Annotated in this window: 21 protein-coding genes and 1 tRNA gene; 9 read left to right on the top strand and 13 right to left on the bottom strand. The window is 60.8% G+C overall.

The window, feature by feature from the left end; all coding sequences use genetic code 11:
- The first annotated feature begins 307 nt into the window (after positions 1-307).
- The 7 genes from EAO39_RS19860 to EAO39_RS19830 all read left to right on the top strand — a co-directional run bounded on the left by EAO39_RS19860 (position 308) and on the right by EAO39_RS19830 (position 9,261).
- Positions 308-1,876, top strand: coding sequence for an ATP-binding cassette domain-containing protein (locus EAO39_RS19860; protein ID WP_120971428.1), 1,569 nt, complete (start codon positions 308-310; stop codon positions 1,874-1,876).
- Between the two features lie 31 nt (positions 1,877-1,907).
- On the top strand, positions 1,908-2,312 hold the full coding sequence (locus EAO39_RS19855; RefSeq protein WP_120971427.1) for a hypothetical protein: 405 nt from the start codon (positions 1,908-1,910) through the stop codon (positions 2,310-2,312).
- A gap of 108 nt (positions 2,313-2,420) precedes the next feature.
- Entirely contained in the window at positions 2,421-3,080 is a 660-nt protein-coding gene (locus tag EAO39_RS19850) for a response regulator (protein ID WP_120971426.1), read from the top strand.
- Positions 3,077-4,462, top strand: coding sequence for an ATP-binding protein (locus EAO39_RS19845; RefSeq protein WP_240467140.1), 1,386 nt, complete (start codon positions 3,077-3,079; stop codon positions 4,460-4,462). Before EAO39_RS19850 ends, EAO39_RS19845 begins: the two co-directional genes overlap by 4 nt.
- A 177-nt stretch (positions 4,463-4,639) precedes the next feature.
- A complete protein-coding gene (locus EAO39_RS19840; protein WP_120971425.1) occupies positions 4,640-5,653 on the top strand; it encodes a sensor domain-containing diguanylate cyclase in 1,014 nt (337 codons plus the stop codon).
- Positions 5,654-5,963: 310 nt separating this feature from the next.
- A complete protein-coding gene (locus EAO39_RS19835) occupies positions 5,964-7,571 on the top strand; it encodes an EAL domain-containing protein (protein WP_120971424.1) in 1,608 nt (535 codons plus the stop codon).
- A 220-nt stretch (positions 7,572-7,791) separates the two neighbouring features.
- Positions 7,792-9,261, top strand: coding sequence for a sensor domain-containing diguanylate cyclase (locus tag EAO39_RS19830; protein ID WP_120971882.1), 1,470 nt, complete (start codon positions 7,792-7,794; stop codon positions 9,259-9,261).
- A 223-nt stretch (positions 9,262-9,484) separates the two neighbouring features.
- Here the strand turns inward: EAO39_RS19830 and EAO39_RS19825 are convergent, their stop codons facing one another.
- The 11 genes from EAO39_RS19825 to EAO39_RS19775 form a co-directional block, all read right to left on the bottom strand.
- Positions 9,485-10,237, bottom strand: a complete 753-nt coding sequence (locus EAO39_RS19825; RefSeq protein WP_120971423.1) for an SDR family oxidoreductase — start codon at positions 10,235-10,237, stop codon at positions 9,485-9,487.
- A gap of 15 nt (positions 10,238-10,252) precedes the next feature.
- Positions 10,253-11,656, bottom strand: a complete 1,404-nt coding sequence (locus tag EAO39_RS19820) for an aldehyde dehydrogenase family protein (RefSeq protein WP_240467139.1) — start codon at positions 11,654-11,656, stop codon at positions 10,253-10,255.
- Between the two features lie 137 nt (positions 11,657-11,793).
- Positions 11,794-12,885, bottom strand: coding sequence for a 2OG-Fe(II) oxygenase family protein (locus EAO39_RS19815; protein WP_120971421.1), 1,092 nt, complete (start codon positions 12,883-12,885; stop codon positions 11,794-11,796).
- 80 nt (positions 12,886-12,965) lie between these two features.
- Positions 12,966-14,219, bottom strand: coding sequence for an ABC transporter substrate-binding protein (locus tag EAO39_RS19810; protein WP_120971420.1), 1,254 nt, complete (start codon positions 14,217-14,219; stop codon positions 12,966-12,968).
- Positions 14,220-14,255: 36 nt separating this feature from the next.
- Positions 14,256-14,561: a hypothetical protein gene (locus tag EAO39_RS19805; RefSeq protein ID WP_120971419.1), complete on the bottom strand. Its 306-nt coding sequence runs from the start codon at positions 14,559-14,561 to the stop codon at positions 14,256-14,258.
- Positions 14,562-15,527 carry a tripartite tricarboxylate transporter substrate binding protein gene (locus EAO39_RS19800; protein ID WP_120971418.1) on the bottom strand — a complete coding sequence of 322 codons (966 nt, stop codon included), beginning with the start codon at positions 15,525-15,527 and terminating at the stop codon, positions 14,562-14,564.
- Positions 15,521-16,459 carry a GTP-binding protein gene (locus tag EAO39_RS19795; RefSeq protein ID WP_240467138.1) on the bottom strand — a complete coding sequence of 313 codons (939 nt, stop codon included), beginning with the start codon at positions 16,457-16,459 and terminating at the stop codon, positions 15,521-15,523. Before EAO39_RS19795 ends, EAO39_RS19800 begins: the two co-directional genes overlap by 7 nt.
- The gene (locus EAO39_RS19790) at positions 16,453-17,583 is read right to left on the bottom strand and encodes a CoA transferase (RefSeq protein ID WP_120971417.1); all 1,131 of its coding nucleotides are present in this window, start codon (positions 17,581-17,583) and stop codon (positions 16,453-16,455) included. Before EAO39_RS19790 ends, EAO39_RS19795 begins: the two co-directional genes overlap by 7 nt.
- Entirely contained in the window at positions 17,580-17,996 is a 417-nt protein-coding gene (locus EAO39_RS19785) for a cobalamin B12-binding domain-containing protein (RefSeq protein WP_205589444.1), read from the bottom strand. The genes EAO39_RS19790 and EAO39_RS19785 overlap by 4 nt, the downstream gene beginning before the upstream one ends.
- Complete coding sequence (locus EAO39_RS19780) at positions 17,993-19,615, bottom strand: methylmalonyl-CoA mutase family protein (RefSeq protein WP_120971415.1); 1,623 nt, start codon at positions 19,613-19,615, stop codon at positions 17,993-17,995. The genes EAO39_RS19785 and EAO39_RS19780 overlap by 4 nt, the downstream gene beginning before the upstream one ends.
- The gene (locus EAO39_RS19775) at positions 19,612-20,346 is read right to left on the bottom strand and encodes an enoyl-CoA hydratase/isomerase family protein (protein ID WP_240467171.1); all 735 of its coding nucleotides are present in this window, start codon (positions 20,344-20,346) and stop codon (positions 19,612-19,614) included. The genes EAO39_RS19780 and EAO39_RS19775 overlap by 4 nt, the downstream gene beginning before the upstream one ends.
- Here EAO39_RS19775 and EAO39_RS22775 point away from each other — a divergent pair.
- Positions 20,293-20,502 (top strand): hypothetical protein, encoded by a 210-nt coding sequence (locus EAO39_RS22775; RefSeq protein WP_162989655.1) that lies wholly within the window; start codon positions 20,293-20,295, stop codon positions 20,500-20,502. The genes EAO39_RS19775 and EAO39_RS22775 overlap by 54 nt on opposite strands.
- Positions 20,495-21,325 (top strand): IclR family transcriptional regulator, encoded by an 831-nt coding sequence (locus tag EAO39_RS19770; RefSeq protein ID WP_240467137.1) that lies wholly within the window; start codon positions 20,495-20,497, stop codon positions 21,323-21,325. The genes EAO39_RS22775 and EAO39_RS19770 overlap by 8 nt, the downstream gene beginning before the upstream one ends.
- A 744-nt stretch (positions 21,326-22,069) precedes the next feature.
- Here the strand turns inward: EAO39_RS19770 and EAO39_RS19760 are convergent.
- Both EAO39_RS19760 and EAO39_RS19755 read right to left on the bottom strand, forming a co-directional pair.
- Positions 22,070-22,144: transfer RNA gene (locus tag EAO39_RS19760), tRNA-Arg, on the bottom strand.
- A 155-nt stretch (positions 22,145-22,299) separates the two neighbouring features.
- Complete coding sequence (locus EAO39_RS19755) at positions 22,300-26,631, bottom strand: translocation/assembly module TamB domain-containing protein (RefSeq protein WP_120971412.1); 4,332 nt, start codon at positions 26,629-26,631, stop codon at positions 22,300-22,302.

Below are 26,631 nucleotides of genomic sequence, written 5' to 3'. Positions count from 1 at the left end.
TGTCATTTTGTTTTATTAAATTTCGTTTGAAAATTCGATTAAAACCAGATTTAAATCTGGAGAATAAATCAATAGGTATTCCGAATTAAATAGTCGCGTTTCATTAAGTAACAAAAAATTAGGTATTGATTGCCATAAACTGCCGGGCCTGCGTGGGTGCTTTCTACTTATTTCCTTGATGCCATGAACTGAATGGCCGGCAAGGCGAGGTCTTGGAAAACGCATCACGGCATCCGGCCGCAAACGATGGCGCACTCATATCAAACGCCATGCATTCCATCGCGTGGTACCGCGAGGGAGGCTTAATTTGGAACAGGAATCCAGCCTGCAGGCCCACGGCCTGGGGGCATCGTATGGCGCGCGCGTCATCCTGGCTGAGGTGGACTTTGCCCTGCCAAAAACCGGTGTTACGGCCTTGCTGGGCCCGGCAGGTACGGGCAAATCCACACTGCTGCGCACCATGGCGGGGCTCAATGCCGGCAACCCGCGTTTTCGCCGCTGGGGTGCGCTGCACTATGCAGGCCAGCCGGTAGACAGGCATCCGGACTCCATGCATCCGGCGCCAGCCCTGCCGCGTCTGGTGCAGCAGCAGGCCAGCCTGATGCGTTCGAGCACGCTGGAAGCCTTGATCGAGCAAATGCGCCTGCATCGGCAGCACTCGCCGCTGCAGTGGCGGCAATGGGTGCAGGCCTGTTTGCAAGAGTACGGCTTTGCCGAGTTGCTGCCCATGCTGGATACGCCGACCCTGGAACTGACGGCTATGCAGCAGCGCGCCGTGGCCATTTTGCGCGAGGCCTGGGCCGAGCCCGCCGTGCTCATGCTGGACGAGCCCACGGCAGAACTTGCCGGCTACGAGGCCTTTGTGTTGCTGGAGCTCATTGCTCGGGTGGCGCAGCGCAGCTGTGTGCTGCTGGTCACCCACCAGCAAAAACATGCGCAGGCGGTGGCGCAGCACATGCTGCTGCTGGCCGGCGGGCGCATTCAGGAGTCCGGCCCCATGGATGGCTTCATGCACGCGCCAGCAACGGCGGCGGGCCGGCAGTTCTTGCGCAGCGGTAGCTGCTCCGTGCCCATGCCGGGCACGCCGGCTGAGCACCTGGCCGACGATGTACAGCCTGCGCCGCCCTTGCCGGCGGCAGCGCTGCAGGCGATTGCCGAATTTGCAGACCTTCAGGCCGTGGCGATGAAGCCTCCTCAAAAAAATGAGCTTGAAGCGCAGGATTTCATTGAGCTGCAGGCAAAAAGAATTATTGAAACCACGGCGGCCTCCGTTCAGGCGCAGGGCGGGGCCGCATCTGCCATGGCGCAGCATGGGTTGGCGGCATTCAAGGCGCGCCTGGTGAGCACCGCCGTGCTGATGGACATGCTGCCGCTGACCGCCGCCGAGCATTCCGTGCCTGCCAGCCGTGGCCCCAGCGGCTTTGCCTGGCTGGTGCCGGGCCGTCTGGCGGGCACGCCCTGGCCCGGCGTGGTGCATGACATGGATCTGGATCTGCAGGCCTTGCGCCGCTGCGGCGTCACCATGCTGATCACGCTGACCGAGAAAGACTTTCCGCAGCAGCCGCTGCAGCGCCACGGGCTGAAGAACTTCCATCTGCCCGTCTATGACCATGAGTCGCCCACCGTCGCGCAGATCCAGATGCTGCTGGCGCGCATGTCTGCAGCCATGCGGCGCGGCGAAGTGCTGGCCGTGCATTGCCTGGCCGGTCTGGGCCGCACCGGCACCGTGCTGGCCGCATGGCTGGTGCGCGAAGGGCTGACCGGCGAGGAAGCGCTGCGCCGCGTGCGCCTGATTGACGCGCAATACGTGCAGTCCCAGGCGCAGGAGGCGCTGCTACACGCATACGAAAACGCGCTGCTTGAAAAAATGGCGTGACCGAGATCGAGAAAATGAAAGAGAGAACGTAATGAGTTTGGATGCAGTTTTGAGCCAGGTGGTGCCCACGGTTCCCGAATGTCTGGCCGTGGGTTATGTGGACGCGGGCTCCGGCATGTTGTTGTCCATCCGCACCGTAGATTCTCACCCTCGCGAGGTCATTGATCTGGTGGCTGCGGCGACCGGTGATTTGTTCAACGGCCCCAATGTCTCCATGATCGAGAAGATGTTCAAGCGCTCGCGCGGCCTCAGCGACGACGGTCATCACTATTTTCAGGAAATCATCATCAACAGCGACAACCTGATCCACGTGTTCCTGCGTAGCAAGTCGGTGCCCGACTATGTGGCAGTCTTTGTCTGCCGCCGCACGGCCAATCTGGGCATGGCTCTGACCAAGGCACGCATGGCCATGCCGCAGATCGAAGCCGCGCTCTGAATCGGCGACTAGCGCCTGGGGGGCACATACGCTCGCCATGTCTTGGATGGCGCATGTAGCGACAGGGCTTAGCCGGCACAAAGGCGCATGGATCGTTATGCTTGATCCATGCGCCTTTTGCTTGTTGAAGATGACACCATGATTGGCCAGGCCGTGCAGGGCCTGCTGCGCGGTGATGGTTATGCGGTGGACTGGGTGGTCGATGGCCTGCAGGCCGATACGGCTTTGCTGGCCCATGAGTACGATCTGGTGTTGCTGGATCTGGGCCTGCCCAGGCTGGATGGCCTGCAGCTGCTGCGCCAGCTGCGTGCCCGCAAGGATGCCACGCCCGTGCTGGTGGCCACGGCGCGCGATGCTGTCAAGGACAGAGTGGCCGGGCTGGATGCCGGGGCCGACGATTACATCATCAAGCCCTATGACATGGACGAGCTGCTGGCCCGCATCCGCGCCTTGACGCGCCGCGCGGTCGGGCGCATGGAGGCGGTGTATGAGCATGCGGGCGTCATGCTCAACCCCCGCACGCGCGAGGCCACGGTGCAAGGCCAGCCGGTGCTGCTGTCAGGGCGTGAATGGGCGGTGCTTGAGGCCTTGCTGCAGCGCCCGGGCAGCACGCTGTCGCGCCAGCAACTGGAGGACAAGCTTTATGGCTGGGGAGATGAAGTCAGCAGCAATGCCATCGAGGTCTACATCCACGGGCTGCGCAAAAAGCTGGGGGCCGCTCTGGTGCTCAATGTGCGTGGCGTGGGCTATATGGTTCCCAAGCCATGACTGAGCATTGCTCCAACAAGGGCCCCATGTCCTGGCGGCGCTGGCTTCCAGGTTCTCTGGGCGCATGGCTGCTGCTGTTCATAGGTGCAGCCATTGTGTTCACCACCGTGCTGCAAGGCATTTTTGCCTACCGCAATGCCCTGGTGCAGACCGATTCCCTGTTTGACTACCAGATGCAGCAAACCGCATTTGCGCTGCGCGCAGGCCTGCCTGTGGATGCGCAGGGCAGAACGCAGGGCACGCCTCTGGAAGACGAGAACAAGGACTTCATCGTCCAGGTCTGGACCAACGAAGGTCTGCGCATTTTTGAATCCGCCCTGGGGGCTGCTCTGCCGCAAATGGCGGTGCTGGGCTTTGCCGACGTGCCGGCTCAGGGAACGACTTACCGCGTGTTTTCGCTGCAAACCCGCTCCCAGGTGATTCAGATTGCCCAGGACATGCGCGTGCGCCAGACGCTGGCGCGCGATGCGGCGCTGCAAAGCCTGTGGCCCGTGGCCTTGCTTGCCCCCTTGCTGGCGCTGGTCGTGTGGTGGGTGATCCGCAAATCGCTGGCCCCTGTGCAGCGCGTGCGAGCCGAGCTGGCCGGGCGCCAGCCGCAGGCCCTGGCCCCCGTGGCTGTGCAGGGCTTGCCCGATGAAATTCAGCCCCTGGTGCTGGAGTTCAATCACCTGTTGCAGCGTGTGAGCCAGGCTTTTGAGGCCCAGCAGCATTTTGTGGCCGATGCCGCGCATGAGCTGCGCTCGCCGTTGGCCGCCTTGCAGCTGCAATTACAGGCGCTGCGTCGTGCCACCAGCGAGGCCGAACGCGAGGCCGCGCAAGTCCAGCTGGCCGCCGGTATCGAACGGGCCAAGCGCCTGGTGGAGCAATTGCTGGCTCTGGCCCGGCAGGAAGCCGCACCAGCGGCCACTGCAGCTGTGGTGGATTTGCGCCAGCTGGCGGAGCAGGCCTTGGCCGATTGCGCAGCGGCCGCACAGGCTGCCGGATTGGACATGGGCTTGAGCGAAGACCCGCAGTTGCAGGCTGCGTTCTTCATACCCGGTGATGCGCAGGCCCTGGCCATGCTGATGCGCAATTTGCTGGATAACGCCCTCAAATACGTGCCCGCAGGCGGTCGTGTGGATGTGGGCTGGCGCCAGGATGGGCGAGGGCGGGCCTTGGTGGTGGAGGATTCTGGCCCTGGCATTGCCCCTGAAGAGCGAGAGCGCGTGGTGCAGCGTTTTGTACGCGGTGAGGGTGCGGGCGGCAAAGCCGGCGGCAGCGGGTTGGGCCTGTCCATTGTTCAGACCATTGCCGAGAGGGCAGGTGCGCAACTGGTGCTGGACCAATCACCGGCTCTGGGCGGCTTGCGGGTACAGATCATCTGGCCCGCGCTTGCCGCTTAGGTGCTGGCGGGGTAAATCAAATTCACGCTGCAGGCCTTGGCTTGCCATCCGGAAACGATGGCAAGAGTGTTTGAGTCATGGCGCATGAAACCTGAACTGAGCTTGACAGGTTTGTGATTAGAAGAGAATTGAGCTATTCAATTGATCTGTATTGACGCGGCGTTGGAGTAATAAAAAATGCAATCCATGGTGCATAGGCTTTCCCAGTCGGTGAGTTCGGCCCAGTCCCTGAGCGGTATGACCCGCCCCTTGCTGGAGATACTGGTGGAGCTGACGGATCTGGAGTCCGCCTATCTCACCACCGTCGACGAGGTGCGCGGTGTGCAGAACGTGATCTATTCGCTCAACACCGGCGAACTCAATCTGCCTGAAGGACTGGAAGTGCCCTGGGGAGACACCTTGTGCAAGCGTGCGCTGGATGAGGGGCGCATGTACACCGGCAATGTGGCCGAGTGCTGGGGGGATTCGGGTGCGGCGCGCGAGCTGGGTATTCAGACCTATGTCAGCACGCCCGTGCGTTTTGCCAGCGGCTCGCTTTACGGCACCTTGTGTGCGGCCAGCCGCCGCTCGGCCCAGTTGCCGCAAGATGCGGAAAGCGCTTTGCGCCTGTTCGCCAAGATCATTGCCGGTTTTGCCGAGCGCGAGCAACTGGTGCAATCGCTGCAACAGGCCAACCGGGAGCTGTCGTCACTGGTGCTGCTGGACGCCCTGACCGGACTGCCCAATCGCCGCTGTCTGACCGAAGAACTCCATCGTGTCATCAGCCACTGCCGCCGCAGCCGCGAATGGGTGCTGGTGGGTTTTCTGGATCTGGATCGTTTCAAGCAGATCAACGACCAGCATGGCCATGAGGCTGGAGATGCCTTGCTGTGTTCACTGGGCGAGCAGTTGGCAGCTGCGGTGCGCAGCAGCGACATGCTGGCCCGCTTTGGCGGCGATGAGTTTGTCATCGTGGGCTCGGGCCCGCAGCTCGGCGACGATGGTGACGCCATTGCCACGGACTTGCAGCAGCGCCTGGCGGCGGCTTCGACCATCACGGTCTTGCTGTCCGGCGGGCGCAAGCTGGTCTACGAAGGTGCCAGCGTGGCCGTGATCAGCCTCTCGCCCGATGAAACCGATGTGGACGATGCCTTGCAGAAGGCCGATGCCGCCATGTACCGCGTCAAGGCTGCTCGCCAGAAACTGCATTGACGCCTTGCTGCTTTATCCACCAAGGCCGCAGTATGAGAATTTTGCGGCCTTGTGCCTTTCAGTTATGAAAGTGTTGCTATTGTTTTTGAAGTTTGTGCGCACTTCTTTGAAAATCCAGGCCTATGTGAAATATTGACAACGGGCCGCATCCAGTTGTTGAGCAAGAAATCTCGCTGGCAAGATAACGGGAGAGAGAAAAGTTCTCGCCAACTCGTTAATTAACAAAAGCAGATCCCAGTGATACAAGAGCGGAAGCAGGTCGTCCTGCAATGTAGAAAATCATGCCGTCTGCGCGCGCAAGGAGATTCGCATGCTCAAGCGTCGAACCCAAATAGTGGCCATGACTTGCGTTGGCGCATGGCTGGCCTTTTCCCTTCCGGTCGTAGCGTCGCTTTACCTGGCTTGGGAGCAAGGCCATAAAGAGGCCAATGCTTTTCTGGCTCAGACCACTAGCCGTGTTTTGCAGCGTTCGGCCGCTCTTCGCTTTCAGGCCAATGCGGCGGTTGATCAACTGCTTGCTCAAGATGATGAAGTGGCTTGCTCGGCGGCCGACCTGATGCGCATGGATGCCGTGGCGGCGACAGAGAGCTATCTGCAGGCCGTCGGCAGAATTCGTGACAACGTGCTGGAGTGCTCGACACTGGGCGCTCGTGAAGCGCTAGATATCGGCCTGCCTGACAGAAGCTACTCTGAACCGGGAACACCGCGCCATTGGGATAACGTCAAATTGCTTCCGGAGCCTGCCCCCCGGTTTTCTGTTGATGCGCGTGCAGGCTATGCCGTCATCTACCTGCCTGATATCGTGACCGACGTCTTGGTGCCTTCGGGGGTGGTTTTCGGTCAGTTTGCGTTGATGACCCGAAAGCTCATGCGCTTCATGGGCAAGGTGGATCCTGAATGGATACATAAATTTGAGAAGGACGAGACATTTTTCAAAGACGATCAAGGGAATTTGGTGAGCATCAAGCCCTCGGATCTCGGCTCAACGGCCGCATTTGCGGCCATGCCGCCTGATCTTGTGAAGTCCTATGTCTACGGGGCTGTTGTACGCACTATTCCGGAGGGCGTGATCATCGGTGCTCTGCTGGCTCTGGTCGTGCTGTTGCGCGCGCGATATCAACTCTCCTTTAAAGCGCGTCTGCGCGAGGCTTTGCGGCGCAAGGAGTTTCATATGGTCTATCAGCCTGTGATGGATTTGCGCACCAATCGCTGCGTGGGCGCCGAGGCCTTGATCCGCTGGAGCCCTCCGGATGAGCCGCCTGTGAGTCCAGCGGTTTTTATTCCCGAAGCCGAAAGCCATGGCTTGATCAAGCAGGTCACGGCTCAGGTCATGGAAATGGTCGCGCGCGATTCCGTGGCGCTGATCACGGCCTATCCAGATACCCATATTGCTATCAATTTTTCAGCCGAAGATCTGCACTCGCCGCAGATGGAAGGTCAGCTGACGACTCTGCTGCAGCATGCAGGTGCGCAATCGCACAACATTTTGATAGAAGCGACGGAGCGTGGCCTGATGCAGCCAGACAAAGCCAAGGGAAGGCTGGTTTCCGTGCGCGCACAGGGCTTTAAAGTCGCCATCGACGACTTTGGCACCGGCAGCTCCAGCCTTTCGTACTTGGCCACTTATGACCTGGACTTGCTGAAGATCGACAAGATGTTCGTAGACTCCTTTGAGCAGAACTCTTCGACCTCCAAGGTAGCTTTGCACATCATTGAGATTGCGCGGACCTTGGCGCTTGAGATGATTGCCGAAGGTGTGGAAACCGAGCGCCAGCGCGATACCCTGCGCGCCGCCGGCGTTCAATATGCCCAGGGCTGGCTTTTTGCAAGGCCCATGCCCATGGGAGATCTCATGGGCTTCATGCGCGCCAGCAACGATATCGCTGCGGTAGCCCCGGTAGCTCCGGAAACCATCTGATTGCGGCCTCGCCTCCGGTGGGCAAGTCTAGGCACTTGCCTTCGGAGTTTTGGGCTTCGATATCTTCATATTTCAATGAGTGGGACGCTTGTGGGGGTGTTGCCTTGCTCTTACGCCGGACTATGCATTAGCAGCTTGCTGGGCCTTAGACCCTGCGCTCTCGCAAGGCTGAGCCTGCATTTGGCGACAGCGGTAATAATTGCGAGTGGAGGTGTTGTTTGTGACAAATTCACTCGCGGACGGTCTGGACTTTGAGGATATGTTCAACCTTGCCCCTGTATCACTCTGGATGGAGGATTACAGCGGGCTCAAGCAATTGTTCGATCAGTGGCGAGCGCAGGGGGTCGAAGATCTGCTCGCTTTCTTGAAGGAAGATCCGGAACGGCTGCGGCGCTGCAGCCAATCCTACAAGGTGCTGCAGGTCAACCAGTACACCCTGGATCTCTTCAAAGCCGCAGACCAGGAGAGTTTGAAAAGTCGTCTGCATGAGGTCTTTCGCGGCGACATGCTCGAGAGCATCGTGAACGAGTTGCTGGCGCTTTGGCAGGGGCAACTGAGTTTCGAGACCCGCTCGGTCAACTATGACCTGGATGGCCGCAGGCTGGATGTTCAGGTGCGCGCCCGTGTGCTGCCAGGTTATGAGGACAGCTGGAGCCGGGTGCTGGTTTCGCTGGAGGATGTGACTGCCGAAGTGCAGGGCACGGCGCAGTTGCAGCAGAGCGAACAATATGCCCGAGACCTGTTCGAGTACTCACCGGTATCGCTGTGGGTAGAAGACTTCAGTGTGGTCAAGCGACTGATGGACGAAGTGCGTGCACGCGGCATCACTGATTTCCGAACCTTTCTCAAGGTTCATCCGGAGTTCGTGACGCGCTGCATGCAGGAGATCCAGGTGATCGACGTCAATCGTCAGACGCTGAAAATGTTCGGGGCAGAGAACAAGGCGCAATTGCTGCGCAGCCTGTCCCGCATCTTTCGGGGAGAAATGTATGACTCGTTTGCCGAGCAACTGATCGACCTCTGGGATGGCAAGCTGGTGCAGCAACGGGAAGTCGTGAACTACGGACTGGCAGGCGATGTGCTTCACATTCACCTGGAGTTTTCCATCATGACCAGTCATGCGGAAAACTGGGGCCTGGTGCTGCTGTCCCTGGTGGACATCACCGCACGTAAAAAAGCGGAAGCCTATCTGGAGTATCTGGGTAAGCATGATGTGCTGACCCAGCTGCGCAATCGCGCCTTCTATACCGAAGAGTTGAATCGACTGTCCCGCAAAGGCCCGTGGCCCTTGTCCTTGATCGCCATAGACATGAACGGCCTCAAGACCGTCAATGACGAACGCGGGCATGCGGCGGGCGATGCCATGCTGCGACGCATGGGCGAGGTGCTTGCGAAAGCGGTGGATGCTCCGGCCTGTGTTTGCCGTATTGGCGGAGATGAGTTCATGGTGTTGCTGCCCGGCACGGATGAGCGGGGAGCCATCGCCTTGCAGGAGCGCATCCTGTCATTGCTGGAGTTGAACAATCAGTTCTATCCCGGGCACACCATTCATGTGTCCATGGGGCATGCCTGTGGTCATGAGGGCTCGCTCGTAGAGGCGATTGTGCAGCGGGCGGATCAAGCTATGTACGCCGAGAAAGCCCGCGCTTACCAGAGCAAGGAGCGCAATCGCCGTTCGAGCACAGAGTGAACTGCGAAAGGGAAAAAGGCAGCAAAGCTTGGCGCTTCGCAGCCTTTATTTCCTGCGTCGATTACTTTGTGCTGGCTGGGGTGGCTCTGCTGCGCAATCTGCAGCAGATTTGATGGCAAGACCATACGCAAGTGCGACTACAGCACGGCGGCCTTGGCACAGAGGCATCTGGTTAAATTGGCTCGACCGATGTCTACGCCAAAATGCCCAGTCCCTGAAGAAATTAAATGGATCTGCCTCCGTCAACCGGCAGCTCAATACCCGTGAGGAATGCAGATTGCGGGCTTGCCAGATACAGCGCCGCATTTGCAACATCCATGGGGTCGCACATGCGCCCCATAGGGATGGTGGAGACAAAACGTGAGCGGTTTTCTTCGCTGTCGGCCACACCCATGAAGTCCTGCAGCAAGCCTGTTGGCGACATGACGGGTGCAATCAGATTCACGCGAATGCCCAAAGGGGCGAGCTCCACGGCCATCGACTTGGTCATTACTTTGACCGCTCCCTTGGAGCTGTTGTACCAAGTCAGTCCCGGGCGAGGGCGGATGCTGCCGACCGAACCGATGTTGATGATCACGCCGTCTTTGCGCTTTTGCATCAGCGGTACCACGGCGCGGGTCATGTGGTAGATGGATTTCACATTGACGTTGAAGACGCGGTCGAACGTGGCTTCGTCCACTTCCAGCATGGGCTGGTTGCGGTGTGTGGTGCCGGCGTTGTTGACCACCACATCCGGCGTACCGAAGTGGCTTACACACTGCTCCACCATGGCCTGTACCTGCTCGCCTTTGCTCACATCGCAAGCCACAGCTAAGGCGTTGGCGCCCAGCTCTTTGGCCACAAGCTGCGCCGCTTCCAGGCGCAGATCGGCCAGTATCACCTTGGCCCCGGCTTGTACAAAGGCTTTGGCGGTTGCGGCACCGAAGCCGCTGCCTGCGCCCGTGACGATGGCCACTTTATTGGTCAATGCACTCATGTTGTTGTCTCCGGATCATTCGTAATGTTGAACAATGGTCTTGGTGGTACTCATCTCCTCGAGTGCCATCAGGCCTTTTTCCCTGCCGTATCCGCTTTTCTTCACGCCGCCAAATGGCAGCTCCACCCCACCGCCAGCGCCATAGCAGTTGATGAACACCTGCCCGCTGGCAATGCGCTGGGCCATGCGCGACTGGCGGCTGCCGTTCTCGGTCCAGATGCCGGCGACGAGACCAAACTCTGTGGCGTTCGCCAGGCGCACGGCATCTTCCTCGTCGGTGAATGGCATCACGGCCAGCACCGGGCCGAAAATTTCCTGGCAAGCCAGACGGCTGTTGCGGGGCACCGCACCGAACAAGACCGGGGGGACAAAGAAGCCATCATTCGACAGACCATCTGCCAGGCGACCCTGGGCCAGCAGCGGAATGCCTTGCTGCACAGCTTCGTCGATAAAGGCCTGCACGCGCATTTGCTGCTTGGCGCTGATCAGCGGGCCGCAGTCCAGATCCATTTCCGGTGTGCCCACACGCATAGCGGAAAAGTGTTCGGCCACGGTCTTGACGAACGCGTCATACACTCCTTGCTGCACCAGCAGGCGGCTGCCAGCCGAGCAGGTCTGTCCGGCGTTTTGCACGATAGCGCGCACGATGGCCGGAACAGCTTTGGCCAGATTCGCATCATCAAAAACGATTTGAGGTGACTTTCCTCCCAGCTCCAGCACGCAAGGCACGTGGTGGCGGGCCGTGGCTTGCTGTACCAGCACGCCGGCTTCAGGCGAACCGGTGAAGGTCACAAAATTGACGCCTGGGTGTGCGGTGAGCGCGGCGCCGGCCTCAGCACCGTAGCCGGTGACGATGTTCAGTGCTCCGGCAGGAAGCCCCGCTTCCATGGCCAGCTCCGCCAGTTTGAGTGCAGTAAGGCAGGCGTCCTCTGAGGGCTTTACCACCGCAGCATTGCCCATGGCCAGCGCGGGAGCCAGTGTGCGTCCCATCATCTGCGCCGGATAGTTCCAGGGAATGATGTGGCCGGTCACGCCATGCGGCACGCGTACCACGCTCACGTTATAGCCATTCAGATAAGGGATGGTCTGGCCATGCACCTTGTCGGCCGCGCCCCCGTAAAACTCAAAGTAGCGTGCCACGGCCGCCGCATCGGCTCGGGCTACGGCCATGGGCTTGCCGGTATCGCGGGCCTCCAGTTGTGCCAGCTCCTCGCCATTGGCCACGATGATCTGTGCCAGACGCTGCAAAATGCGCCCACGCTCGGTGGCGGTGGTGCGCCCCCAGGCACCCTCCATGGCTGCTTGTGCAGCCGCGACTGCACGGTTCACGTCTTCGGCTCGGCCGCGTGCAATGGTGGCAAACGGACGCGCCGTACAAGGATCGACCACATTGATGGTTCCGCCTTCCAGCGCGTCCACCCAATTTCCGTTGATGAGTAGCTGCCTCTTCACATTGGCCCCTGGTAATTTGAAAAACGGCTGTCCCGTCCTTGCCCGCAACGCACAGTACCTGCGAAGCTGGTACGCCCGGTCGGGCAAAGACGGCGGCCAGGTGATTAGCCTTGCGCCATTGCGCGCTCGGGCTCCACTTCCTTCATGAAGTTGGTGTCGTTGTAGTGGTAGAGGTCGTCCAGATAAGGGACAAAGAAGTCGTAGAACGTGCGTGAATCGTACTTTGCCTTCTCACCGGGCTGCACACACTCGGCAATGGGAGCCACGCTGGCGTTGTCATCGGGGTAGAAGAAGAAAGTCATGGCATAGCGCTTGTGCGGCGGGTTGATGACGCGGTGCGGCGTAGCGATGAAATGGTCGTTCGATAAGCGGTTGAGCACTTGGCCGGTGTTGACTATCAGTGCGTCCTTCACGTACTTCACGCTCAGCCATTCTTTGTTTGGCGTCATCACCTGCAGGCCTGGAACGGGTGTCATGGGCAGCAGCGTCAGAAAGCTGCCGTCCGAGTGAGGTGCCAGCGCAAACTGTCCTTCTTCCATCTTTTCTTCGGGATGGTAGTAGGCACAACGCTGGTAGTACTCGGGGGTCTGGAACATGCTGTCGAAGTAATCGGCACGAAGATTCAGTGCACGGGCATATATCGGCAGAAGTTCCTTGCCCAGTCTTTCCATCGAGGTCTGGTATTGGTAGAGCGTGCTTTTGAATGTTGGCAGGCTGTCGGGCCACTGATTCAGACCGCGGTGGCGCACATTGGCCTTGACCTTTGGGTCATTGGCATCGCGTTCGCGCATGAACAACCAGGCAGAGTTGGTGTCCTTCTTCGTGTTGAGCGCGATCTTTTCCTTGATGGCAGTCGACTGCAGGATCGAAGACTTCGGCGGCAGGTAGCCCTGATGGTGATAGCCCACTCGGTGTTTGATTTTTTCATCGCCCGATATTTCAAACAGCTGAGCTGTCTGGTGGAACGATTCATCAATCAGCGTCTGGGGAATGCCGTGGTTGATGATGGCGAAAAAGCCCAGATTCTCCTGAATGTGGCGCACATCGGCGCCCAACTGTTCCAGCGCACCAGGCACGCCTGCCAGATAAGGGCCGACGTCCAGAATGGGAAGCTCCTTGGCTTCCACGATGGCTTTGCGCACGGCTTCGGAAGGAGCCGTTGTGTTCTTCAAAAAATTAGGGGTAGTGGTTGTCATCGCTATGTCTCCTGATCTTAGTAATTGCTTGGAAAGGGATGCACTGACTTGTGGGGTGTAGGGAATGGCTTTGCTTTGGCTTACCCTCCCACCCAGCTTTTGCATTTGGACTCCGCTTTGGAGGCAAACGCCTGACCGCCCGGAATGACTTGCAGCTCCTTGTAATAGTCCCAAGGCTTCTTGGATTCGGCCGGGCTCTTGACTGCCATCAACCGCAAGTCGTGGACCATTCGGCCATCCTCACGGATGAAACCATCCGCCGTGTACATATCGTCGATTTTTTGTTTTTTTAGCTGTGCCATCACTTGCTCGGATTGATCGGTTCCGGCCGCTTTGACCGCAAGCAGATACTGCAATGCGGCGGAGTAGCTGGCAGCCTGCATGCTGGTGGGCATCTTCTTCATCTTGCCCTGAAAGCGCTGAGACCAAGCCCGCGTTTTGTCATTGCTATCCCAGTACCAGGCTTCGGTCAGGTTGATACCCTGGGTGAGCTTCAGACCGAGCGAGTGCACATCGGTCAGAAACAGCATCAAGCCGGCAATCTTCATGGACTGGGACACGCCAAACTCATGGGCTGCCTTGATGGCGTTGATGGTGTCGCCGCCGCCATTGGCCAGGCCCAGCACCTGGGCGCCCGAGGCTTTGGCCTGCAGCAGGAAGGACGAAAAATCCGAGGCCGAGAGTGGATGGCGCACGCTGCCCATGACTTTGCCGCCATTGGCTTTGACGACCTGGGCAGTCTGGCGCTCCAGAGAATCACCAAAGGCGTAGTCCACCGTAAGAAAGTACCAGCTCTTGCCGCCTTGCTTGCTCATGGCCGAAGCTGTGCCGCGCGCCAGAGCCACGGTGTCGTACAGATAGTGAATGATGTAGGGAGAGCATTCTTCGTTGGTCAGCTGCGCGGCCACGCCGCCAGTGACCATCACGATTTTTTTCTTCTCCGTCGCGACTTTGGCAATCGCCAGGCTGGTGCCCGAGCTGGGGCCGCTGATGATCATATCCACGCCCTGGGTGTCAAACCATTCGCGAGCCCGGGTGGCGGCGGCATCGGCTTTGGCCGAATGGTTGGAGGCAATCACTTCTATTTTTTTGCCAATGACCGTACCGCCGGCATCCGCCACGGCCAATTTCACGGCCTCGGTTATTCCCGGCCCACCCATGTCGGAATACAGTCCAGACATGTCCGCCAGAACCCCAATGCGGATGACGTCATCCGAGACCTTTGTCTGCGCCGTTGCTGCAGATCCCCACGCAGACAGAATCAGGGCAAGGCCTGTCAGGCAGCCGGGGCTGAAAGACTCACGACGGGCAAAACGCTTTTTGGGTGTCGGCATCAAACTCTCCTTGTTGAAAAGTCAAACTGCAAGCATCTACAGCGCTTGCCTACTTGCGCACTGGCCTCGCATGGCGTACAGCAGCTGCAGCTCCCGCGGACTGGCCGATGCCTTGGCGACGGTCAGGCAGTGATCCCACGACACTGCGTCAATATCCGCACTCAGCTGCACCGCATTCAGCAGCCGGATCAGAGCCAGCTGCTTGTGCCTGTGCTGAACGCTGTGGTGCAGCAGGGAAAGTGCGGCTGTCCTGGCCGCATTCACCTCAGCCGGAGATGCCTGCTTTGCGGTGCCGGCGTGGATGGCTTTTTTGGACAGACGAATGTGCGTGCGCGTCATCATTCAGTCCAGTCGCGCGCCAGAAGTGCGAACCACCTTGCCCCAGCGCAGGGCATCGGCGCGCAGCTGTTGTCCGAACTCATCGGGTGACGTCGGAAAAGGTTCCGCGCCTTGTGCTTCGAAACTGGCGCTCACCTCGCGGCTGCGCAGCAGATCGTTCACATCGGTGTTGATTTTCAGGATGACTTCGCGCGGCACACGACCGGGTGCCATCAGACCGAACCAGGGGGCGACGTCAAAATCGGGGAGGCCTGCCTCTGCCACCGTAGGGATCTGTGCAAAGGCTTTGGCACGGCGGGCGCTGGTTACCGCAATCGGACGCAGATTGCCGCTTTTGAGCTGCCCGGCCACGGATGGCAGACTGGTGAAGACCACATCGATCTGGCCGGCCAGCAGGTCTTGCAGCGCCTGCGCCGCCCCGCGGTAAGGAACATGCTCCAGCTTGACCTTGGCACCGGCACTGAACATCTCGCCCAGCAAGTGGTTGACCGAGCCGTTGCCGGCGGAACCATAGGTCACGCGCCCATTTTTGGCTGTTCCCACCAACTCCGCCACCGTGTGAAATGGTGCATTGCTGCGTCCCACAATCACGAACGGCAAAGTAGCCAGTGTGGCCACGGGAGCGAAATCTGCCACTGGGTCAAAAGGCAGATTGCGGTACAGCGCACCATTGATGGCCTGGGTGCCCACATAGGTCATTAGCAGCACATGACCGTCGGCGGTGGAGGCGACCACCGCCCCCATGCCGATATTGCCGCCCGCGCCGGGGCGGTTATCCACGATGACGGGCTGCCCCCATTTTTCGCTCAGCTTTTGCGCCATGATCCGCGCCAGCGCATCGGAAGCGCCCCCGGGAGTCTGCGGCACGATGATCCGTACAGGCTTGTCTGGAAAAGCGTGAGCGACCGGAGTCGACAATCCCAGTTGCGCACAGGCAGCAGTGAGCAGCAAAAGCATGTTTTTCAGCATGGCGAAGCTTTCTGCATGTCTGCCGCGAACGTTGTTTGCACGGCATCGAGGATGTTCGCCAGCTGTTGCGCAGCAGGCGCTGAGAAAAATTCGGTGTTCTGGCATGCAATGGCATCGCCCAGCCGCCGCTCCAGGTTTCGCTTCAGCCGGTAGCGAGCCCTTTGGGCGTGCAAGGTCTGCTGGTGCCCGCTGGTGCCGGCCAGCCAAGCCTGGTGCTGCTCTACCGCCTGGGCCAGCGCGGTAATGGATTCCGGCTGTGCCGAGGATGTCAACAAAATGGGCGCTACCCACGCATCCGGCGCACGGCGGCTGACGGCAGCGATGCGCCGGATATCGGCCACCATGCGCTGGGCGCCAGGCAAGTCGGCCTTGTTGACCACAAAGATATCGGCCATTTCCATGATTCCGGCCTTCATGGCCTGAACCACGTCACCGCTGTCCGGCAACAGCACCAGCACCAGGGTGTCCACCTGGGCGCGTACCGCGTATTCCGCCTGGCCCACACCAACGGTCTCCAGCAGTACCTCATCGAAGCCATAGGCATCCATCAGGTCGAGCATTTCCGGCAGGTTGTCGGCCAGCCCATCTGTGGTTTTGCGCGAGCCAAGGGAGCGGATGTACAGCTCGTGACTGCCAGCGATGTCGTCCATGCGGATGCGGTCGCCCAGGATCGCCCCTCCGCTGTGCGGGCTGCTGGGGTCCACGGCCAGTACACCCAGGCGGTCCCGGGTTCTCAGCCTCAGCATGGCCAGCAGTCCCACCAGCGTGCTCTTGCCGGCACCCGGGGCACCGGTCACTCCGATGCGCTGCGCCAGCTTTTCGGGCTGCGACTGCGGCGAGAGTAGGGCGGCGCCTGAGACGTCGGCATTGGCCAGCTTGGTCAGAGCGCGGCCCAGAGATGAGCGATCCAGGGCCGGGGTGTTCATCAGCATGTCACGTCCTTTCCCAGCAGTTCTGCAGCGTGCTCATTGAGCAGCGGCGGCAAGCGGTAGGAAGGAGTGAAGTTGTCGAAGCGGATGGGGCTGGCTACCGCGCTGAGCGGCAGGCTGCCATCGCCCAGAGGCACCACCAGTTCGCGCGAGCGGGCGATGTCGCCCTTGAGCGCCGTATTGAGCGTACCCACTTCGGCCACAACCACGCCCAACGGTGCCAGGCGCCGTACCCATTCCGATGCCGGGGCCTGCTGCAGCACCTGTGCAATGGCGGGAACGACTTCCGCACGGTGCATGCGCCGTGCCGCCATGGTGGCAAAGTGCGGGTGATCTACCCATTGGGGCAGGTCGAGTTCGAGGCAGAAAATTTCCCAGAACTTGTCGTGCGTGATGAACAGCGTCAGCCAGCCATCGGCGGTGGCAAAAATCTGGGCAGGAACCACGTAAGGGTGCGATGAGTCGGCCAGCCGTTCGATCGTCTCGCCGGCGTTGAGTGCTGCGCCTGCCAGGTAATTGAGCTGCGAGAGCATCACGTCGTACATCGCGACGTCGACTTGGCCACCCTGTCCTTGCACGATCTTGGCCAGCAGTCCTACTGCGGCAACCAGACCGGCCGAATTGTCTACGGCGGAGTAACCGGCCTTGGTGGGCGGGGCTGAAGGATCGCCGGTGAGGGCCATCACTCCGGTCAGCGCCTGGATGACGTAGTCGTATGCCGGATTGTCGGAGTACGGGCCATTCAGACCGTAGCCGGTGAGCGCCACGCAGACCAGGCGCTCGTTAACGTCTCGCAGGCTTTCATAGGTCAGCCCCAATTTGCGTATGGCCGAGGGCCGCAGATTGGTGACCAGGGCATGGGAGGTACTGGCCAGATCGGCCAGTACCTCCTGTCCCTTCGGGCTGGCCAGATCCAGTACCACGCTTTTCTTGCTGCGGTTGAGGCTGGCAAAGTAGGCGTTGTGCGGCCCGACAAAATGCGGGCTCACCGAGCGGGCGATGTCGCCCTCAGGCGTTTCGATCTTGATGACCTCCGCACCCATATCCGCCAGCATGAGCCCGCAGTAAGGGCCAGCCAGCATGTGGCCGACTTCGATGATGCGGATTCCAGCCAGTGGCGCCGTCATGACAGGCTTTCGGCCAGAGATGCCACCACGATGTCCAGCGGCATATCGGCGGTGAATACGGCACTGACACCCAGCTGGTGCAGCGAGGCGTGATCTTCGGCGGGTATGGTGCCGCCGACAAACACCTTCACGTCGTGCGCGTTCATCTCGTGCAACTGGGCAATCACGTCGGCCACCAGCTCTTTGTGGCTGCCCGAGAGAATGCTTAAGCCCACGGCATCCACCCCTTCGTCAATGGCGACCTGGGCGATCTGTGCCGGGCTGCGGCGCAGGCCGGTGTAGATCACTTCGGCTCCGGCGTTGCGCAAGGTCAGCGCAATGATCTTGGCACCGATGTCGTGCCCGTCCAAGCCGGGTTTTCCGATCAGGATGCGTTTGGATGCCAATTTGGCAGTGCGTTGTTGCGTGCTCATAAGTTCACCGGCTCCTTGAATTCGCCCCATTGCGCCTTGAGACAATCCGTCATCTCTTCGACCGTGGCGTAAGCGTGGCAGCACTCGACCAGATAGGGCATGACGTTCTCGTCATCCTTGGCAGCCGCCGCGGAAAGTCGGGAGAGAGCGTGTTTGACGGCCGAGTTGTCGCGGGTGTCCATCACATGCTGGTATTTCTCCAGCGCCCGCTGTGCGACAGTGGGGTCGAGCGTGAATACCTCGCCAACCTTGATTTCCTCGTTCTCTTTCTTGAAGTGGTTCTGGCCCACCACCACGCTTTTTCCGGCGTCCGTGTCGAGCTTGCGCTCCAGTCCGCGCTCAGCCAGACGCATCTGCAGCCAGCCGTCTTCAATGGCTCGCACCACTCCGCCGTAAGCGTCGATCTCATCCATGATGCCGACGATCTGTTCTTCCATGCGGTCGGTGTGCTGCTCCAGGAAGTAGCTGCCGCCCAGAGGATCCACCGTGCGGCCAATGCCGCTTTCGTAGGCCAGAATCTGCTGCGTGCGTACCGCCAGCTCGGCCGAGGATTCGGTGGGAATCTGAAAGGCCTCATCGAAGGCACAGGTGAAAATGGACTGCGCTCCGCCAAAGACGGCAGCCATGGTTTCGACGGCCACGCGCACCACGTTGTTGTAGGGCTGAGGTGCTACCAGAGACGAGCCACCGCAAACCACGCCAAAGCGGAAGTGCTGGGCTTTGGGATCCTGAACGTCGTAGCGCTCTTTCATCAAGCGGGCCCAGAGACGGCGCCCGGCACGGAACTTCGCGATTTCGTCGAAGAAGTCCATGTGCACATAAAAGAAGAAGGACAGGCGCTTGGCGAACTTCTCGACATCGCCGCCGCGGCTGCGCAGCTCATCCACATAGGCCAGGCCGTTGGCCAGGGTGTAGGCCATTTCTTCGGCCGCAGTGGCTCCTGCATCCCGCACATGGGCCCCGGCAATGCTGATCGGATTGAAGCGTGGCGAGACCTCGTTGGAATACAGAATGCTGTCGGCAATCAGCCGCATGGACGGGCGCACCGGAAAAATCCAGGTGCCGCGCGCCACGTACTCTTTCAAAATGTCGTTCTGTATCGTGCCGGTGAGCTTGCTGCGCGGTACGCCCTGCTTGTCGGCCACGGCCAGGTACATGGCATAAATGATGGCCGCCGTGCCGTTGATGGTGAACGAGGTGGAAATCTTGGAAAGGTCCAGATCCTTGAACAGAATCTCGGCCTCGCTGAGGTTGGACAGCGAGACGCCTACCTTGCCGATTTCCGGTCGCGCCATGGGGTGCGTGGGATCCAGGCCGCACTGCGTGGGCAGGTCCAGCGCCACCGATAGGCCGGTCTGTCCTTTTTCCAGCAAGAACTTGTAGCGCTCATTGGATTCTTCGGCGGTGCCGAAGCCCGAGTACTGGCGTATGGTCCACAGTCTGCCCTGGTAGCCGTCGGGAAAAATACCGCGGGTGAAAGGGTACTCGCCGGGCTGGCCTATGCGCTCGGCATCCACCGCTGAGGCATCCACACAGGTCGGCACATCAATGCCGCTAGGGGACGTGGGGTACAGCTGAGGGGGGGCACCCTCAAACCGTAGGATGTCGTCTCGTTTCATTGGTTGCCTTTCGCAAGAAATCGGTCCGATGCACTCCAGTGGTCGTCGTGCAGCCAGGTACGCATGACCTGCTGACGCTCCACGTCGCGCCGCTGTTCGTAGTTCTTGCCGTTGCGCCAGGCACTGGTCTGGGCCTTGATGGCGCGCAGCACGTGGACCGGGCAGGCCAGCATGGGAGCCAGAAACGTTTGAATGTCCTGGCCATCCGGGCCGTCGCTGATGAGCTGGTCGGACAGGCCCCAGTCGAGGGCCTGTTGCACGCCCACCATTTCGCAGCGCGCCATCAGCCGCATGGCGCGGGCGCTACCGATGAGCTGGCACAGATCAGGGCCGCCGCCCCAGGCGCTGCTGATGGCCAGACGTGCCTGGATAAAACCGATGCGGGCGTGTGCTGCCTGCAAGCGCAGATCACAAGCCAGTGCCAGTTCGGCTCCGCCGCCGATGGCGTCTCCGTTCAAGTAAGCCAGCACGGGTACGGGGCACTGGCGAATGGCATCGAGTGCACCGCGTGAATGATCGGCCATGGCTTGGGTTGCGGCTTCGTCACGAACATCCGAAAGCTCTAGCAGATCGCCGCCGGCGGCAAAAAATCGTTCACCGGCGCCACGAATCAGCACCAGGCGAGTGTTGGGTAGTGCGCTCTCCTGCACCACCGCCTGAGCCAAGGAGGTGAGCACATGGCCCGCCAGCGCATTGTGTTTGTGGGGCCTGTCAATCGTGATCCATACCACGCCGTTCTCTTCTCGCCCGATGCTGATGTCCTGAATGGCCTGCACTTTGGTATTGCCTCCGTGAAATGTTGTGCAGCCATCGTAGGAAGCCTGTTTTTCGAAAACAAGGATGAAAGTTCAGCATTTGGAACAAATTGGGAAATGCCGCATGATTGATCTCATTGCTGCGCAATTTGTTCAGCTGGCTGAATTTCCGTTCTCGCTTGCCACCATGAAAAGGGAAGACATGACAGCAACCACCGTCACCTCGCTCGATCGCATGATCGATATCTATGAAGTCTTTCAAAGCGGGCAGACGCCGCTGTCCCTGACGGAGCTGGCGGAGGCGGCCAACATTCCCAAGAGCACTTGCCACGCCATCGTCAGCACGTTGATTGCGCGTGGCTACCTCTACACGCTCAGCCGACCTCGGGCGCTATACCCGACGCGGCGCATGTTGGATGTGATGCGAGACATCTGTGCCAAAGATCCGTTGGTGGAACGTGCTACGCCGGTGCTGGAGCGCCTGCGCGACGCCACGCGCGAGACCATCATTCTGGGCAAGCGTCAGGCGGACTCGGTGATCTATCTGCAGGTGGTGGAAGGGCTGCATTCCATTCGCTACTCGGCCAAGCCGGGGGAATTCAAGCCTCTGCATTCCAGCTCCATCGGCAAAGCGCTGTTGGGCAGCCTCAAGGAGGCCGAGCTGCGCACCTGGCTGAAAGAGCGCAGGCTCCAGGCCATCACCACCGCAACCAAGGTAGAGCATGAGGTGCTGGCGCAGGACGTGCTGGACAGCCGCAAGCAGGGCTACTTCGTCACGCGTGGGGAAAACGTGAGCGATGTCTGGGCAATAGCAGCCTTTATCAACGTCCACAACGAACCCCTTGCCGTGGCGGTGGCCGGTCCACAGCATCGTCTGGAGAACAATATCGCTGAAATGGCGCAACTGCTGGTCGCCAGTTGCAGCTTCCTGTCGCGACAGCTTGTGCATGACTGAGCAAGTGCTGCAGCCAAACCTTTTCAGTCACTCCATCGGGCGAACCATGGCCTTGTAAAAGCCGGGCAGGTCACAGCCAACCGCAGCCACCTCCCATGCATGCGCGTAGGTCAAGGCAATGGATACGCCACTGCAGCATGGCCAACAGAGATACCTCTCTTTCCTTGACCGGACGCGTCAATTTACTGGGCTGACCACCGTTCAAAGAAGCATTTCCAGTGGAGGTAAGACTTTTCGGGTGAAGTACATGGGGTATGGTGAGGAACATAGACCACAAAAGGAATCGCTCAGTGCCAAAACCAAACTACCAATTCGAAAAACGACAGCGTGAGCTAGAGAAGAAAAAAAAGAAGGCCGAGAAGGTTCAGCGCAAGGCTGTAGCTTCCGAGGACGCTCCACAAAATATTGCGCCCGAGGTGCGGACGGAAAACAAGTAGCCAAGGGCGAATGGGTGTGCGGCTGTGTTTTTTGAGAACCTCAGGTACTGCGCTTCGGGCCCATACCTAGCCAGTCAAACAAGCACAGTGCTAGGGTACGTGCCCGGGAAATGGGGGCACTTCCTCAGAGGGCCGCTGGAGGTGCAAATGAAATGTGCCCCAATTTCTAAAAATGTGCCCCCAAATGTGCCCCCAGATAGGCGTGGATGCCATTGGACACTGATGGACTTCAGTGGAAAGAAAAAAGCCGTTTACAGAGGGAAAATAAAAAAGTCCGGAAGCCTTTGGAGACTACCGGACTAGAAAATGGTCCCCCCGACAGGAATCGAACCTGTATCTGTCGCTTAGGAGGCGACCGTTCTATCCATTGAACTACGGGGAGAAGCAGCGATTCTAACTGCGTTGGCTCGCTCCTCCGGCCTGGATGGCCGGGATCGGCCGTCCAGCGGCAGCCTCAGGGGCTGCGCGCCGGTGTGGTGCACCCATTTCGATAGCGACTGGCGCTTGTTGATCAAGGGCTAAAGGCATGTTTGATGCTTAATCCTTGCGCACGGTATAGACCAGATCGAGTGCGCTGGTCATGCCGGTCTGGGCGCGCAGCGTGACGCTGCGTGACAGGTCGTAGAAGATGTAGATGATGCCCATGGCCCCGGACAGGCTTTGCTCATAGGTCACGTATAGCTTGTCCGACAGGCGTTTGCCCAAGGTCAGGGCCGCGCCAGAGGCGTCGTTGTCGCCGCCGCCCTTGAAACCCACCTCGTCCAGCCCCAGGCTGCTCGCAATCTTGCCGCTGCTGCTGTTGCCGCCGGCCAGCAAGGCCATGGCCGCCTGCTGCAGCAGGGCGCTGCTGGCGCCGCCGCTGGCTGGGTCGCGGCCCATCACCACCCAGGACAGCTTTTCGGCATCGGGCAGGACAGGGTCCGAGTACAGCAGCACGCGCGGTGCGCTGGCCGTGCCCAGCACCTGCACACCGGCCTTGACGGCGATGTTGGGGCGCAGGGCCAGAATATCCAGCGAGGGGTTGTTGTAAGGACCGTTGAAACGGATCAGGCCGGTTTCCACATCCAGCGACTGGCCCCAGGCACGGTAACGGCCTTGCTCGGTGCTGATCTCGCCTGTCACGCTGGGCGGGCCGCCCACATAGCTGGCACCTTTGATTTCCAGCTGGCCGCGCAGCCGCGTGGTGATGCCAAAGCCTTGCAGGGCAAAGTCGCGGCCCAGATCCAGTTTGACGAGGATGTCCGGCACCTTGCGCGGTGTGGCGCGGGCCTGTTCCTTGCGTGCGGCGCGCTCCTGATTTTTGCGCTCTTCCTCTTCGGCCTTGCGCGATGCGGCAGAGTGCACCACCACGTCCTTGTCCAGAGACGGCGCGGATTCCTCGGGCAGGATGATGGAGGCTCGGTCCACGCCCAGATCGCCACGCAGCACAAACTGGCCTTGCTCCAGCCTGGCTTGCAGCTTGCCGGAGATGCTGACCTGGCGGTCGGCACGCACCAGCACTTGCAGCTTTTTGGCTTCGGCCTGCAGGTTCATGGACAGGCCGGGCTCGCCGCCGGCGCTGCCGGGTGCCGTCCATTGCGCAAAGCCGGAGCCGATCAGCTCGCCGCCGTCTACGGGCGCACTGGTCAGATTGCCGCTATAGCCCAGAATGCGCGCATTGCTGCCCTTGCCGCCCTTGAGGCGCAGCTCGGTGATATCCAGTCGCGTGCCCTGCAGTTTGGCGCGCAGCACGCCGTCCTGCAGATCGATGCCGTCGAGGATGGAGACAATGCTCAGACCGTCGGCGCTGATATTGCCGGCCCACTTCGGGTCTTGCAGATTGCCGCTGATGACGGCATCTGCGGCCAAGGCGCCCTTGATGCGCCAGCCCGGCGGAGCAAACAGGGTCCAGATGCCGATATCGGGCATTTTGGCGTGGACCTGGCCCGAGAGTGGGGCGTTGTCGGGCAGGGTCCAGCCGCCGTCGGTATAAGCGAGCTGGGTGCGCAGCTCGCCCGTGGCGCTGCCTGCACGCTCGCTATCCCACAGCAGCTTGGCTGTCACATTGCTGCCCTGGGCCTGAACGGTCAGGCGCGCATCCTTGATGCGAGCCCGCATGCCCGCGCCCTTGATGGTGCGGGTGCGCGTGCTGCCGGCCTTGGTGGCCGTGGGTCCGGTGGTCTGCACCACGGTCGTGCCCGAGCTCTCTTCCACAGCCAGGCGCAGATCGCCGGCGGCGCGCTCCACCACCAGTTCGGCCTTGAGTGCCTTGCCCAAAGTGTCCACATCCCAGCGACCGTTGAAGCTCAGATCGCCCGATAGGCCGGCCGACTCCAGCGGTGGATCGTCGTCGCCCATGCTGAACGCATCGACCCAGGCCAGCGGAATGCCTTGCGCACGGCCGGTGCTGGTCAGCCCCCACTGGCCGTTGCCAGCCTTGGTGGCCTTGCTGTCGTTCCAGCTGAGCAGCACCGGGGCCGGCGGCTCGCTGCCGGTGCGGCGTATGCCCAGATCGGGCGGTGTCAGCTGCAATCGGCCGGCGCTGATTTGATAGGCCGTGCTCAGCACGGTGTTGCCGCTGGTGCGCTGGGTGATCTGCACCGGCGCGCCCGGCATGAGTTGTGCTACCCAGGGGCCGGGCTTGCCGTTGCCGGGTTTGAGCTGGGCTTGCAGCTTTTCCAGGCTGGCTTGCCAGTCCAGAGGCGCTGCGGCCTTGGCGTTGGACAGGCCGGCTTGCAACGCGGTATCGAGCTGCACACTCTGGCCCGCCTGCTGGGCCTGGGCAGTCAAGGCGATCCTGGCGTTTTCGGGGCTGCCGTTGATGCCCAGTTGCAGCGCGGAAATGACGATGGCTTGCTCGGCCGGCGTGCTGGCCGCCAGATAGCGGATTTTTTCGCCCTGCACATTGGCCTTGATCTGCAATCCGCTGGCGGGCAGCTGCGCACCCTGGCCGGCCTGGATGCGTTGCAGCAAATTGCCCCAGCCGCCGTTCCACTCCAGCTCGGCGCCGGCAGTACCGTCTAGCTGCGCGCCGCCCAGCGGGTCTTGCACGCCGGGCAGTTTGCGCAGCCATTGGGTCAGCTGGGTCAGCGAGCTCAGCTTCAGCGTGGTTTGTCCCTTGCCATCCTTGGGGCCCATCTGGCCCGCCAGTTGCAGATCGGCACCGGGCACGCTGGCCTTGAGCTGGGCCTTGGCCTGCTGGCTTTCGGTGTTGAACTCCACATTTTTGGCATCGAGCTTGGCCTGCAGCGCCTCCAGCTGCAGCGTCTCCAGCTGCAGCAGCGGCGCTTGCCACTGGCCCTTGCCGGCCAGGGTCTGAATGCGCAGTGCCTTGCCCTGGGGCTTGCCTGCGGCATGCAGATCAATGGCAAAGGCCACGGCGGGCGCAGGCTCGGGCTGCTGGCGATCTTGCGGGTTGACGGGCAAGTCTGGCGTCAGCGTCTCGGCCTGAACCGAGCCTTGCAGCGGCGCCGCCTCCAGCGTGCTCAGAATGTCAGTGGGGTTGAGTTGCTCGACCAGCAGCTTGCCGTTGAACATCTGACCTGCTGGCACATAGCGGCCCGTGAGCTTGATCTGCCCCTTGCCGATATCCATCTGGCCTTCGTCGACCAGCCACTGGCCGCCGTCAAAGTTGATGCGGGCCTGCAGCTGCTTGATCGGCAGGCGCTGCTTGTCCCAGGGGCCGGGCAGGGCATTGCTGAACTGTGCGGACAGTGCCCAGGTCGTTTGACTGTGCTCGCTGGGCTGCGGCTGCTGGCCTGCGGTGGTGGCGGAGTCTGCAGTCAGCACCGGGCCGGGGCCGGCGTTCAGCTCGCCGGACAGCGCCGTGCGCGGGCCTTGGGGCCAGAAAGCTGCCACATCCAGATTCTTGAGCAAGGCCTGGGCCGACAGCAGCGGCTGCTCTTTCCAGGGCATGACGCTGGCCTTGATATCGGCCAGCATGGGCTGGGTTTCGGCAGCTTGCTCTGTTTTCTCTAGCTGCTTGCGCTTGTTTTCGTTTGACTTTGCAGTGGTTTTGCTATCAGAGGCTTTATCTTCAAGCGCTGCTTGCTCCTGAATTTGGGCCTCTGCATGGGCACTCAGGCTCAGCTGGGCCGCTTCGGTTGCCAGCGTGCCTTCAATCTGTGCCTCGGCCAGCACCTCGATCAGGGCCGCAGGCAGGCCGCTTTGAGCTTGCAAGGGGTTGGGCGTTTGCAGCTGGCCTTGCAGCTGCGCCTTGAGCTGCATGGGAGCGGCACCTTGCATGCGTGCTTGCAATTGGTAGCTGCCATCGGCCACGCGCAGACTGCGCACCTGCAGCTCGTGATGGCTGCCGGTGTATTCATAACGGCCGCTGAGGTCTTGGACCACGACCTCGGGCGGGCCGCTCCAGACAATGCGATCGACCTTGAAAGGCAGCTCGATCTTGACGGGCAGGTGTAGCGATTGCAGTGGCTCGCTGGGCTTTTTCTCGGGGTCTGGCGTGCTGGAAATCTGCAGCTCCGCCACATGCACTTCGCCCAGCTTGAGGGCGCGCGAGAAGATCAGCGGGCGCAGCTGCCAGCCGATCTTGGCGTCCTTGACCTCGACCTTCATGGTCGGGCTTTGCCATTGCAGCCAGCCGATGCGGCCGCCGTTCTTGACGCTGCCCGTCACTTCCTTGGCAGACAGGCTCTGGCCTTCGGGCAGCCAGCGTGCCACGCGTTGCAGGGTCTGGGCCAGAGAGTCGTCGCGGCCTATCCACCAGAGCAGACTGCCCAGGGCCACGGCTGCGACCAGGATCAGCGTCAGCGTCAGCCAGCCCAGTGCGCGCAGCCAGCGGCGGCGCTTGCGCGGCGCTGCTGGCGCAGCGCCGGGGTTGTGATTGGCCGCGGGCGTCTGGCCCGGGCTGTTGGTTGGGGTATCCGCCAT

Source organism: Comamonas sp. lk (assembly GCF_900564145.1).
In the GTDB taxonomy this organism is placed as follows: domain Bacteria; phylum Pseudomonadota; class Gammaproteobacteria; order Burkholderiales; family Burkholderiaceae_C; genus Comamonas.
This window is presented reverse-complemented; position numbering and strand designations above follow the sequence as displayed.

What these genes read in the sequence shown, in the direction of transcription:
- EAO39_RS19855 (WP_120971427.1), top strand. Translation starts at nt 1,908, where the DNA reads ATGAGTTTGGATGCAGTTTTGAGCCAGGTGGTGCCCACGGTTCCCGAA.
- EAO39_RS19850 (WP_120971426.1), top strand. Translation starts at nt 2,421, where the DNA reads ATGCGCCTTTTGCTTGTTGAAGATGACACCATGATTGGCCAGGCCGTG.
- EAO39_RS19845 (WP_240467140.1), top strand. Translation starts at nt 3,077, where the DNA reads ATGACTGAGCATTGCTCCAACAAGGGCCCCATGTCCTGGCGGCGCTGG.
- EAO39_RS19840 (WP_120971425.1), top strand. Translation starts at nt 4,640, where the DNA reads ATGCAATCCATGGTGCATAGGCTTTCCCAGTCGGTGAGTTCGGCCCAG.
- EAO39_RS19835 (WP_120971424.1), top strand. Translation starts at nt 5,964, where the DNA reads ATGCTCAAGCGTCGAACCCAAATAGTGGCCATGACTTGCGTTGGCGCA.
- EAO39_RS19825 (WP_120971423.1), bottom strand. Translation starts at nt 10,237, where the DNA reads ATGAGTGCATTGACCAATAAAGTGGCCATCGTCACGGGCGCAGGCAGC.
- EAO39_RS19815 (WP_120971421.1), bottom strand. Translation starts at nt 12,885, where the DNA reads ATGACAACCACTACCCCTAATTTTTTGAAGAACACAACGGCTCCTTCC.
- EAO39_RS19810 (WP_120971420.1), bottom strand. Translation starts at nt 14,219, where the DNA reads ATGCCGACACCCAAAAAGCGTTTTGCCCGTCGTGAGTCTTTCAGCCCC.
- EAO39_RS19805 (WP_120971419.1), bottom strand. Translation starts at nt 14,561, where the DNA reads ATGATGACGCGCACGCACATTCGTCTGTCCAAAAAAGCCATCCACGCC.
- EAO39_RS19800 (WP_120971418.1), bottom strand. Translation starts at nt 15,527, where the DNA reads ATGCTGAAAAACATGCTTTTGCTGCTCACTGCTGCCTGTGCGCAACTG.
- EAO39_RS19795 (WP_240467138.1), bottom strand. Translation starts at nt 16,459, where the DNA reads ATGCTGATGAACACCCCGGCCCTGGATCGCTCATCTCTGGGCCGCGCT.
- EAO39_RS19790 (WP_120971417.1), bottom strand. Translation starts at nt 17,583, where the DNA reads ATGACGGCGCCACTGGCTGGAATCCGCATCATCGAAGTCGGCCACATG.
- EAO39_RS19785 (WP_205589444.1), bottom strand. Translation starts at nt 17,996, where the DNA reads ATGAGCACGCAACAACGCACTGCCAAATTGGCATCCAAACGCATCCTG.
- EAO39_RS19780 (WP_120971415.1), bottom strand. Translation starts at nt 19,615, where the DNA reads ATGAAACGAGACGACATCCTACGGTTTGAGGGTGCCCCCCCTCAGCTG.
- EAO39_RS22775 (WP_162989655.1), top strand. Translation starts at nt 20,293, where the DNA reads ATGGCCCGCCAGCGCATTGTGTTTGTGGGGCCTGTCAATCGTGATCCA.
- EAO39_RS19770 (WP_240467137.1), top strand. Translation starts at nt 20,495, where the DNA reads ATGATTGATCTCATTGCTGCGCAATTTGTTCAGCTGGCTGAATTTCCG.
- EAO39_RS19755 (WP_120971412.1), bottom strand. Translation starts at nt 26,631, where the DNA reads ATGGCGGATACCCCAACCAACAGCCCGGGCCAGACGCCCGCGGCCAAT.